This is a genomic window from Flavobacterium sp., from assembly GCF_028712645.1.
Classification (GTDB): Bacteria; Bacteroidota; Bacteroidia; order Flavobacteriales; family Flavobacteriaceae; genus Flavobacterium.
The window spans coordinates 1-10,730 of record NZ_JAQTPQ010000119.1 but is presented as its reverse complement, the minus strand read 5'-3'; the positions used below and the strand labels follow the sequence as shown (position 1 = coordinate 10,730).

The window sequence follows — 10,730 nt, the reverse complement described above, 5'->3', positions numbered from 1 at the left end:
TAAAGCGATGTCTTGTGTACCCGTATTAAATTTTGATGAATCATTATTCTTTATTTTTTCACCTGACGATTTAACTATAAAATCAATTGATCAAGATTATATTGATACTTGCAGAAAAGTTTGGAATGGAAATATAATCTATGGTATAAATCCATTAGACTACATTTTAGATTAAATATATGTCCTATCTATTATTGGATATTGTACAATTTTAGTCGTCATGATATATTTATCTGCATTATATGTCATGTGTTTTTTATTTTTTGGTACAAAGAAACAATTTATAGGTGATAAGAAAAATGATATAAAAAGTATTATTTTTTACTATACAATATTACCTTTTATAGTTATAATATGGATAAAGATAATTTCACTATCCCCTTTTTATATTGGTATTAAATAACATGAAAAGATTTAATGGTGTTATGGTAGATTCTTGTACTATAGCGATCGTAAAAGGTATCAAAGAAGAAAATGATTCGAGTTTTCATTTTGGTTCATTAGGTTCATTTAAATATTATTTAGAAACGGCTATTGAATTAGGGTTTGTAACTAAAGGAACTGTTTTAGTTGAAGATGAATTAACTGAATTAGGTGAACAATTATATTTTGAAGCTAATTTGAAAGATTTACCAAAATCATGGCATTCTTTTTGGGACCATGATAAATATTATGATAAATAAGAAAAATGCATTATAATATATTTTATGAACATATAAACAAAAGGGCTTAAATGAAAGCAATATTAACTGTTGGCATATCAGGTTCTGGTAAAACTACTTGGGCTGAAAAACAACAAGGTTTTACTATAATTTCTCGAGATGATATTCGTAGAGAAATTATTGAAAAAGATTTGAATCATAAATTGGAACCAAATTCAAATCTTTTTCATTACTGGGATTTCAAAAAAGAATGTGAAGTTAACAAAATACAATCAAAATTATTCAAACAATTAGCTGATGAAAAAAGAAATATTATTGTTGCTGATACAAACATTTCAATTAAAACTAGAAATTCATTAACAAAAACTTTACAAAATTTGGGTTATACAGTAGAACTCAAAATTTTTGATATTTCATTAGCTGATGCTATTGAGCGTGATAGTAAAAGACCTAATAAAGTAGGAGCTTCTGTTATCACTCAACAATTTAACAATATTAGAAATCAAGGGTTGTAGGTTATACTATTAATTTTTAACAATTAAATCAAAGGACATGATATGTGTGGATTAATAGCATCATTTGATGTTAAACAAATAGATTACTTATATTCTATCAATCAGTATAGAGGATCATATTCTCATTCAATTACTTCATTTGATGTTGACAACTCAAATATAATACATGTACAGAAGAATAAATTTGAATTTCAATGTAATAAATTAAATCAATCAGAAAATTACATATTATTACATTCACAAGCTCCCACATCTTTGCAAAAAGATGATAGCATACATCCTGCAAAATACAATAATACATTTCTTTGGCACAATGGTATTATAAAAGATTTTGAAATTAATCGAATCAAACAAAAATATTCAATAGAGACTTTATGGGATACTGAATTACTATTATATGAAATCAATGATTCATTCGACAATTTGAGTGAAATAAATGGTAGTTTTTCTTGCTTTTATCATGATAGTGTTGATTTGTTTGTATTTAGAAATGAAATATGCCCTTTATTCATTGATTCTGAATTGAATATCAGTTCGGTTAAATTCAATGGTTCAAAACAAATCGACCCAAATATTGTGTTTAAACTTGATTTAAAAAATAAAGTAATACGACCTCACTCAACATTTAAAACAAAAGAAAATCCATACATCTTATGAATATAGAAAATATAGCAGCAAAAACTTTAGGTGATTCAACATCTTATGCAATATATACAGATACTTTTAACTCATCATTATTAAACCCGATGCCAAGAGAATTGGCAAGATCTACATTACCTGTACTAATGAAATGTTTTGTAGGTTATGATGTTTGGCATTGCTATGAATCAACTTTTTTATTAAATAATGGGATGCCTATTGCAGGAACTCTTAAGTTTGTCTATGATTCTAATTCAGAATTTATGATTGAAAGTAAAAGCATGAAATTGTATCTTAATAGTTTTGATATGTGTAAGATGGGGAGTGATAGAAAAACTGCCACTCAAAATTACATTAATCAAATCAAGCAAGATTTAGAACAAGTATTACAAACCACAGTTCATATAAATTTCTTTGATTCATTGATTTTTGATACGCTAAATTTTTATTCATTTGATAATTTCACTGACATTGCAACATTAGTTAGTGATGACTTATTGATTGATGATCATCAATCAGATAACAATTATATTGAAAAAACAAATGAATTTAATGGGCATTTTTATACTAATATATTGAGAAGTCGGTGCAGACATACGAGACAAAAAGATACAGGATCTGCATATCTTTATCAATATGGACCAGAATACATAACACCTGCTAGTTTTATTAAACAAGTAATTTCATTAAGAGAACAAAATGAATTTCATGAATTTTGTGCAGAAAAATTATTTAATCAAATAGCTAGTAAAATTGATAATGATTTTTATATAGCGTTATTGTATTCAAGAAGAGGAAGTTTAGATATAAACCCAGTAAGAGGAACTTCTGTAGAAAAATTACCGCAATCATTTATAGATGTAAATATATTACACACAAAAATACAAGGACAGTAATGAAATTAAGATATGTTTTTAGTGCGCCTGCTATGTTGAGATTACAACCAAATAAGTGGGCAGTAGATAATCCTGATGAATATGAAGGTATAACTAAAATTATTAATGAGGGTCTTCAAAAAATTAAGAAATCTTTATATGTTAATAAGGATGTTATTGATGAATTTGAAGTTGATATTTTATTTAATGCTTATACTGAAAATAATGTAGGTGAATTTATTAGAATGAATGATAATTTTGGGTTTTCAAAATTATTTGCAGATTCTGGTGGGCTTCAAATGATCACTCAAGGTAAAACAGTCACTCATGAAATTAAAAGTGAAATATACAATGTACAGAAAATTGCTGACATAGCAATGTGTTTTGATGTTATTCCTGTTGAAAAATTCAAAGGAGTGACTGTTGCACGATCAAGAGTAACCGATAAAGTTTATGATCCTAATAAAGCAGCATATTGTGCTAAAGAAACTGCGCTGAATATTAAAAATCAAATTGATAGTCTTATTGATTCAACCTCAAAGGTATCTTATATCATTCAAGGAAATAATTATCAAGATATGGTTGAGTGGTTTGATGTAGGTGTGACTGAATTAGGACCTGAATTGATAAATAATATTGCAGGATTATCTTTAGCTGATACTTGTATAGGAAATGGTGAAAAAGAATCTATTGATATGCTTGTCGCATATCATTTATTGAATAAAAAATATGGAAGAGACATCATAAAAGATCATGTACATTTATTAGGGGTTGGTTCTTCTTCACGATTGAAGCCTTTGTTTTATTTATCAAAAAACGGTTTTTTGAATAATGATACAACATTTAGTTTTGATAGTACTACAATATCAATGTCTATCATTCAAGGAAAATATGAAAATGAAAATGGAGCAATTAATTCAGATAATTTGATTGAAATAAGAAAAGAGTTAATTGATTCACTAGAATTTTATAGTGATATCATGAAAAAATATTTCGATAATTTTGATATTGAATATATTGCAGATCATATGATTAGTAATATTAAAAGTACAGCTGATATGATAAATAAAGCGGATAATATACATTATCAAAGTATAATCAGAGCAATGGTTCCTTTGTTGTGTTTCAAACGATTGTTGTATTTTAGTAAAAGAATTGATAATATCATCAAATCAGTTGATTCAGATCCTTCACCTATGGGTATGCTTAGATATGTGAAAGATATGGATGATTTTAAAAGATGGAATGATGATTTTGGGAGATATATGCAGTCAAAAAGAATCTATCGTCATGGAAATAATTTAGATAATTTATTTGGTGAATAATGAAAAAAATAAAAAATATCAATCATCATGATTTGTGCTTAGCTGCTATAAAAATAAGTGAACAAATAAAAAAAGATTTCCCAACAAATAAAAAATTATATTGCTATCCTATTCCGAGAGGTGGGATAGCATGTGCATATCTTGTTGGAAATTATTTGTATGACAAATTAGTTTTTGTTGATGATGTAAAAATTGCAGATATTATTATTGATGATATTGAAGATTCAGGACAAACTCGCGAAAGAATCACTGCAAAAAATACAACTGCTAAGTTCTATTCTCTATTTAATGCTGTAGATTTTGATTGTTGGATATCATTTCCATTTGAGAGAGGATTAGATAATCATGAATATGGGATTTCAACTGAATTAAACAGATTAGCTGAGTTTACAGGTTTTACTGTAACAGATATTAAGAAAAGATTAGGTATCAATGATGAATAAAGATTATAAAACAAAAGTTAGTGAAATATTCACAAGTTTTCAAGGTGAAGCAAAGTATTCAGGTATTCCTTCAATTTGGGTTAGGTTTTTTGGTTGTAATTTAAGATGTAATGGGTTTGGTCAGATAGACCCTACTGACGAAAAAACATATGAATTGCCTTATGAAACAGTAGATATAACTGGTATAACTAAAATAGAAGATTTGCCTGTTTTTGAAAAAGGATGTGATTCGTCTTATAGTTGGAGCAAGAAATTTAGACATCTGTGTAATGAATATACAATAAAAGAATTAGTAGATAGAATAATTGAAATTGGGATTGATGAATTAGGAATGAAATCTGATTCATTTCAACATAAAAAAACAAATCAATCTATTATGCTTTGTTTTACAGGAGGTGAGCCATTATTATATCAGGGAGTTATTGTAGATATTTTTAATGAGATGGAAAATAGATTTGTAAAACGGCCTGCTATTACAACAATTGAAACAAATGCAGTTAAAAAATTAACTAATGATATGAAATTATTATTGCAAAATAATTTTGTTCATTTTGCATGTAGCCCTAAATTATATACAGTGAGTGGTGAAAAAAATGTAGTTGACATTGAAAACATATTAGATTATAATAAACAAGCTAGTTCATTAATATTGAAATTTGTTGTCGATGGAAGTAGGAGATGCTGGGATGAATTAGACTATTATGTTACTCAATTAATCAACGCAGGATTCACTCAAGACATATATGTTATGCCTGCAGGGGCAACAATCAATCAACAAAGTGATATATCTCATATTGTAATAGAAGCTATGAACAAAGGGTATTATATTGCAACCAGAAATCATTGTTATGTTTTTGGAAATAAAATAGGGAAATGAGGAAACAAATGAAAAGTACTATGTTTTTGAGAAATATCACCCAAATTGATTTTGGGTACATTACAAACGATGGTTTTTTGAAGGGGTTGAGTTTTAATTTATCTGTTGAAGTTACAGGTTCTATTGAAACTCATGAACAAGTAGTGGTTGATTTTTCAACAATTAAAAAAGATATAAAAGAATTAGTTGATTCATCTTCTAAAGGTGTTGATCATAAATTATTACTTCCATTTCATGCTGATTCTGTTGAATATATAAAATCTAAAGAAGGATATATTGGAATCATTACTGATTCCATTCAATTTGAAATACCTTTAAACGCAATTACATATATTGAAGATACTTCAGACATTCAAAAAAATTTAAAAAGTCATCTTGAACAATATCTTTACCGTGAATTGAAAGAATTGCATGCAAATTTGTATGCAATAGAATGCTTTTTAAATGTGGAAGAATTTAGTGAGATAGATAATGTAAATTTAGGAAAATTCACATATAACCATGGATTAAAAAATTCTTCTTCATGGGGGTGTCAAAATATAGGACATGGCCATTTGAGCTGGATTGAATATAAGCAGATTTTTTATGATGAATACAGTCAATATGTATTAAAAACAATTTTGAATGATGTTGATAATGCAATTTTTATTTTTAATGAAAATATATTGATTAATGATGATGAAAATATTATAATTAAATATAGTACAATTAGGGGAGATTTTTTTGCAAGTATAAAAAAGTCGAAGTATAATATTATTATAATGAATAAAGAAACTACTATTGAAAATATTTTGGATTACATTGTTGAAACATATGATTTACAGAACAAATTGAAAGGTATTGATAAAATATTTATTTCAGAAGGATTGTCAAAAGGCGCTATGTTTACATTTAAGGAAAAAAATGAAAGATAAAACAGATAAAATTTTAGGAAAAATTATCAATCAAAATCTATATGAAAAAGGGTTTCAAACTCCTTTGATTGATAATGGTTTATCAAATCAAGAAAAAGTTGATTTGATAGAAACTCATTTCAGACAGATTTTGATAACTTTAGGATTGGATATTGCGGATGATAGTATTTCAGGCACTCCTAATAGGATGGCTGAAATGTATGTTAATGAACTATGCAATGGGTTGGATTTTGATCAATTCCCTAAATGTACAACTGTAGATAATAAATTTAAATATTCAGATCTTATTATTGAAAAATGTACAATTAAATCATTATGTGAACACCATTTTGTTTATTTTGGTACTGCTCACCAACCAGAAGAATTAGGTTGTTGGGTTGCTTATATTCCTGATAAAAAAGTCATAGGATTGAGTAAAATAAACAGAATTGTTTCTTATTTCTCACACAGACCTCAAATTCAAGAAAGATTAGCACATCAAATTGCAGAAACACTAAAATATGTTCTAGAAGTTGATTCTGTTGCAGTAATTATAAAAGCGCAACACTTTTGTGTTCTAACTCGAGGTGTTGAAGATGAGAATGGTTTTACAATTACATCATCCCTACACGGATTATTTGAATCAGATAGAGCATTGAGATCTGAATTGATGAGTATTGTTAACAAATAAGGTTTTATGATGATAGATAAATTTCCTGTTGCAAAAAAAGTTGTTGTAGTAATGTCTGGTGGTATGGATTCAGCTATTGCCGCTAGATTATCTATTGAAAAATATGGAGCAGATAATGTATCTGCTCTGAGTTTTTATTATCAGCAGAAGCAATCTATTGAATTAGATCTTGCTAAACATAATTGTGAAAAATTAGGGATAAGTCATACATTAATTGATATTAGTTTTTTAGGAGATATTGCTCGACCAATTTCGGCAAATATAAATCAAGGATTAGATATGCCAACAATTGTTGATATATTAGGTGATCCTGCTCCTATAACAGAAGTGCCGTTTAGAAATTCAATTTTATTGATGATTGCAGCCTCTTACGCTCAAGTAAATAACTGTCAGCTTATTGTAACAGGTATTCAAGCTCAAGATGAATATTCATATTGGGATACTACTAAAAATTTCATTGATAAAATGAATTCTGTACTAGTACAAAATAGGATGCATAATATCCAAATTTTTGCTCCTTTTCAAGGAATGAATAAAAAACAAGAAATTGAAGAATTATTAAAGATTGAAAACATAAATTTTTTAGAATCAACTATAACTTGTTATAATCCTGATCACAATAATAAAAGTTGTGGTGCATGTCCTAGTTGTGCCGAGAGAATTGCAGCATTTGCTAAAATAGGAGTGATTGACCCTATTGATTATCAACATGATATATGTTGGGAGTCTTTGTTTTTGAAATATAAGGAATAAATATGGCCTTAACTCATGTTAATGTTGATATAGAAACATTAGGGGTGACCCCTGACAGTGTTGTTTTGTCATTAGCTTTGATACCTTTTACTTTTGAAGAAAAGTGTACATATGATGATCTTATTTCAAGAGGTTTCTATATCAAATTCAATCCTATTGAACAAATTAAAGTGGGGAGAATAACTGATTATGATACAATACAGTGGTGGAATAGACAAAATGATGAAGCTAAATTAATTATTAAACCTTCAGTAAATGATGTTAGTGTTACTGAAGGTTTAATTTTATTGAATGATTTCATTAAATCATCTAAATATGATTACAAAGAAAGTTATAGTTGGTCTCGAGGACAGGATTTTGATTTTCCTATAATCATGCATTTGTATAGGCAATTTAAAATCAAATATCCACTTAATTCATGGAAGCACAGAGATATCAGAACTTATATTGATATTCTTAGTGGTTCTAAAAATGGATATTTTGAAATGAATGATATTGATCACAGTAAAATAATAAAACATAATGCTCTTTCTGATACTGCTATGGATATTATTAGAATGAAAAAATTATATGATTCATTGATTTAAAATATTATGAGAGAAATATTAGAAGAAAAAATAAAACAATAGTTTGAAAAAGCTGAGTATTTTCATTTACTTGGTAATAATGAAAATATTCAATATTATTATGGTATAGCTGAAATATACTATAATAGAGCAATTGAGTTATCTTCAATATTAAAAGATAATTTGTGATACTTGTAGGGTATCAATATGATTTCAGCATTCAATTAATCGGATTTTATGAGAAAATTATTATTTTTGTTATTATTAGTATATTCAATAACTGGCCACTGCCATGGAAGTTCACATATTTATAGGATGAGTTATCATGTAGATATGTTTAATAATCCTTATATGATATGCCATGATCGAGTTATAACAATTGAACCTATTATACAATTACACGTAATACAGATATCAAATCATATCTTTTATAAAGATACGGAAGAAGTAACGATTGATTCAACTGATAGTGTTAGTTCTGAATATTTCAATCATTTATATGATCTATTTGTTAACACTAGTGAATACTGTTCGCACTATAACGATTATAATTTTTAATATGAGTAGAACTAAACATCACAGAAATCAAAGACATCAGCATTGTGGCGAAGATTTTTGGAGTAAAAGAGCAGGGATGGGATATTATAGTTATTGTAGATATGGAAAATTCTTAACTATCAGAAAAGAACGCGCGGCAAAAAATCGCGATATATTATATGATTTAAAAATAAGTGAGGATTAATTATGGATATTTATGAGTTAACCTGCCAGGGTAAAAATATATGCGAGTGTTGTAATAAACCAAAACAAATGTATTATACCCCGTGGTGTCCAAGATGTGAAAAACCAGAAATAGAAATGATACCAACCTTGAATTTATTACAGGTACTATACCATTTAGAAGCCATCGGTTATATAAATGCAAAGAAAATATTATGGGAATATTTTTCAGAAGTAAGCTGTTTCAATAATGATTCATATTTTTCATTTTCTTTTGAGGATATTGAAGAAGAATTACATGATGAATTAGATTATGAAGATGAAGATTCAAAAAGAATTGAAGCATTGAAATTATTGATTATATTGAAAGAAGTTTTTAATATTGAAAAATCAATAACTTTTTTTGTGAGTTGGTGATGAATAATATAACACTAGAAGATATTAGAAATCTAGGATATATCAATCCTATTGTTTATAAGAATTTGTGTTTGTATGATAAAGATGAAATAACAGATATTCAAATGTTATTTAATTGTATAATGGAATTAGCAACTGAAAATTCTATACTTCAAAATGAATTACAAAAATATTTGATTAAATATGGTCCTAAATAATAATTCAAATGATATCATGTGTTGCGGATGTCCTTTTGACTTTTTTTCAATGGAATCTGAAATTATACAAAATTATGGTTGTATACCAACCCCTTATGGTATCGTTAATATGCGAGTCATTCATAATAAAACCTGGGCTTGCCATAATAATCCAATTAAACCTTGTATCGGAGCAATAAATTACTTGAAAAGTAAAGAAAAACCTTATAAAATTATTGATAGTAATTTATTAACAGAATCCGATGACTGGCATAATTATATTGAATAGAATTCATTAAAAATATGAATTTTAGTTATTTATTTTTATTATGAGATGATATACATTATTTGAGGTAAACATGAAAGAATTGATTATTAAAAAATATGAAGCAATTGATAATGAATTATTTGACATAAAAGACGAATATATAAAATATGAAAAATTTCTTGACAAGGCATTATCATTTATTATAAAATTAAAACCTATTCCAAATAATGACGGATGTAGTTTCATAAATGGTAATGGATTTGTTCAACAGTTACCAATAGTTGTAAATGAAGTTAAATATTCATTTGAACGATTAGCGAAGGAGATGGGTAAAGAACCCCATATTTCAACTGATTATTTTTATCATGAATATGGAAGATCGATTGGGAAATTTTATTATAGATTGAGATGTATTGACGATGAAGGCAGAGAATTTGGACAAATCTATTATAAAGATCATCCAGAATATGCTAAACTAACACAGATATTATAGGTTATAATATGTTATTAGAATTTGATAAATCAGGGTTTTATCCGATTAATAGATTACCAATATGTAATCACCCAGAACACAATCCTCCAATGTTTTTATATATTCCTCCAGAAACTATATATGTTCATATTTGCCCTGGATGCCATAAAAACCAAATATTAGTAAATCATTTCATAACGTGTTAAAATGAATAGATATTTTATTAGAATTTCATTCAGAGGGATTAAATCTAGATCCGGAACTTATGGGATATTTAAAACCAAAGTTTTTGCGGATGATGAACGAATCGCTAAAAATAAAGCAATACATATATTCAATAATACTATGAGTCATGTTGAATTCATTTCGTTTTCAAAAATAAAATTCTTAGGTAAATTATGAGATATTATTATGTTATTGAAGATCTTTCAAATTTTT

At 27.2% G+C, this 10,730-nt stretch carries 15 protein-coding genes; all 15 read left to right on the top strand.

The genetic code is table 11. From position 1 onward, the window contains the following. The first annotated feature begins 404 nt into the window (after positions 1-404). Positions 405-683 carry a hypothetical protein gene (locus tag PHC28_RS10390; RefSeq protein ID WP_300099695.1) on the top strand — a complete coding sequence of 93 codons (279 nt, stop codon included), beginning with the start codon at positions 405-407 and terminating at the stop codon, positions 681-683. A gap of 50 nt (positions 684-733) precedes the next feature. After that, on the top strand, positions 734-1,177 hold the full coding sequence (locus PHC28_RS10385; RefSeq protein WP_300099692.1) for an AAA family ATPase: 444 nt from the start codon (positions 734-736) through the stop codon (positions 1,175-1,177). A gap of 42 nt (positions 1,178-1,219) precedes the next feature. Continuing rightward, the gene (locus PHC28_RS10380) at positions 1,220-1,834 is read left to right on the top strand and encodes a hypothetical protein (RefSeq protein ID WP_300099689.1); all 615 of its coding nucleotides are present in this window, start codon (positions 1,220-1,222) and stop codon (positions 1,832-1,834) included. Continuing rightward, positions 1,831-2,712 (top strand): hypothetical protein, encoded by an 882-nt coding sequence (locus tag PHC28_RS10375; RefSeq protein WP_300099686.1) that lies wholly within the window; start codon positions 1,831-1,833, stop codon positions 2,710-2,712. The genes PHC28_RS10380 and PHC28_RS10375 overlap by 4 nt, the downstream gene beginning before the upstream one ends. Continuing rightward, positions 2,712-4,016, top strand: a complete 1,305-nt coding sequence (locus PHC28_RS10370; protein WP_300099683.1) for a hypothetical protein — start codon at positions 2,712-2,714, stop codon at positions 4,014-4,016. Before PHC28_RS10375 ends, PHC28_RS10370 begins: the two co-directional genes overlap by 1 nt. After that, positions 4,016-4,459: a hypothetical protein gene (locus tag PHC28_RS10365; RefSeq protein WP_300099680.1), complete on the top strand. Its 444-nt coding sequence runs from the start codon at positions 4,016-4,018 to the stop codon at positions 4,457-4,459. Before PHC28_RS10370 ends, PHC28_RS10365 begins: the two co-directional genes overlap by 1 nt. Further along, positions 4,449-5,336: a 7-carboxy-7-deazaguanine synthase QueE gene (locus PHC28_RS10360; protein WP_300099677.1), complete on the top strand. Its 888-nt coding sequence runs from the start codon at positions 4,449-4,451 to the stop codon at positions 5,334-5,336. The genes PHC28_RS10365 and PHC28_RS10360 overlap by 11 nt, the downstream gene beginning before the upstream one ends. 8 nt (positions 5,337-5,344) lie before the next feature. Further along, entirely contained in the window at positions 5,345-6,250 is a 906-nt protein-coding gene (locus PHC28_RS10355; protein WP_300099674.1) for a hypothetical protein, read from the top strand. Continuing rightward, positions 6,240-6,920: a GTP cyclohydrolase I FolE gene (gene folE / locus PHC28_RS10350; protein ID WP_300099671.1), complete on the top strand. Its 681-nt coding sequence runs from the start codon at positions 6,240-6,242 to the stop codon at positions 6,918-6,920. Before PHC28_RS10355 ends, folE begins: the two co-directional genes overlap by 11 nt. A gap of 6 nt (positions 6,921-6,926) precedes the next feature. After that, positions 6,927-7,673 carry a 7-cyano-7-deazaguanine synthase gene (locus PHC28_RS10345; RefSeq protein ID WP_300099668.1) on the top strand — a complete coding sequence of 249 codons (747 nt, stop codon included), beginning with the start codon at positions 6,927-6,929 and terminating at the stop codon, positions 7,671-7,673. Between the two features lie 2 nt (positions 7,674-7,675). Continuing rightward, positions 7,676-8,260: a 3'-5' exoribonuclease gene (locus PHC28_RS10340; RefSeq protein WP_300099665.1), complete on the top strand. Its 585-nt coding sequence runs from the start codon at positions 7,676-7,678 to the stop codon at positions 8,258-8,260. Between the two features lie 538 nt (positions 8,261-8,798). After that, the gene (locus PHC28_RS10335) at positions 8,799-8,981 is read left to right on the top strand and encodes a hypothetical protein (protein ID WP_300099662.1); all 183 of its coding nucleotides are present in this window, start codon (positions 8,799-8,801) and stop codon (positions 8,979-8,981) included. A gap of 68 nt (positions 8,982-9,049) precedes the next feature. Next, positions 9,050-9,376, top strand: a complete 327-nt coding sequence (locus tag PHC28_RS10330) for a hypothetical protein (RefSeq protein ID WP_300099659.1) — start codon at positions 9,050-9,052, stop codon at positions 9,374-9,376. 246 nt (positions 9,377-9,622) lie between these two features. Then, positions 9,623-9,841, top strand: a complete 219-nt coding sequence (locus PHC28_RS10325) for a hypothetical protein (RefSeq protein ID WP_300099656.1) — start codon at positions 9,623-9,625, stop codon at positions 9,839-9,841. A gap of 70 nt (positions 9,842-9,911) precedes the next feature. Then, complete coding sequence (locus PHC28_RS10320) at positions 9,912-10,313, top strand: hypothetical protein (protein ID WP_300099653.1); 402 nt, start codon at positions 9,912-9,914, stop codon at positions 10,311-10,313. Positions 10,314-10,730 lie beyond the last annotated feature (417 nt).

Coding starts and splice junctions, on each gene's coding strand:
- PHC28_RS10390 (WP_300099695.1), top strand. CDS start 405: ATGAAAAGATTTAATGGTGTTATGGTAGATTCTTGTACTATAGCGATC.
- PHC28_RS10385 (WP_300099692.1), top strand. CDS start 734: ATGAAAGCAATATTAACTGTTGGCATATCAGGTTCTGGTAAAACTACT.
- PHC28_RS10380 (WP_300099689.1), top strand. CDS start 1,220: ATGTGTGGATTAATAGCATCATTTGATGTTAAACAAATAGATTACTTA.
- PHC28_RS10375 (WP_300099686.1), top strand. CDS start 1,831: ATGAATATAGAAAATATAGCAGCAAAAACTTTAGGTGATTCAACATCT.
- PHC28_RS10370 (WP_300099683.1), top strand. CDS start 2,712: ATGAAATTAAGATATGTTTTTAGTGCGCCTGCTATGTTGAGATTACAA.
- PHC28_RS10365 (WP_300099680.1), top strand. CDS start 4,016: ATGAAAAAAATAAAAAATATCAATCATCATGATTTGTGCTTAGCTGCT.
- PHC28_RS10360 (WP_300099677.1), top strand. CDS start 4,449: ATGATGAATAAAGATTATAAAACAAAAGTTAGTGAAATATTCACAAGT.
- PHC28_RS10355 (WP_300099674.1), top strand. CDS start 5,345: ATGAAAAGTACTATGTTTTTGAGAAATATCACCCAAATTGATTTTGGG.
- folE (WP_300099671.1), top strand. CDS start 6,240: ATGAAAGATAAAACAGATAAAATTTTAGGAAAAATTATCAATCAAAAT.
- PHC28_RS10345 (WP_300099668.1), top strand. CDS start 6,927: ATGATGATAGATAAATTTCCTGTTGCAAAAAAAGTTGTTGTAGTAATG.
- PHC28_RS10340 (WP_300099665.1), top strand. CDS start 7,676: ATGGCCTTAACTCATGTTAATGTTGATATAGAAACATTAGGGGTGACC.
- PHC28_RS10335 (WP_300099662.1), top strand. CDS start 8,799: ATGAGTAGAACTAAACATCACAGAAATCAAAGACATCAGCATTGTGGC.
- PHC28_RS10330 (WP_300099659.1), top strand. CDS start 9,050: ATGTATTATACCCCGTGGTGTCCAAGATGTGAAAAACCAGAAATAGAA.
- PHC28_RS10325 (WP_300099656.1), top strand. CDS start 9,623: ATGGAATCTGAAATTATACAAAATTATGGTTGTATACCAACCCCTTAT.
- PHC28_RS10320 (WP_300099653.1), top strand. CDS start 9,912: ATGAAAGAATTGATTATTAAAAAATATGAAGCAATTGATAATGAATTA.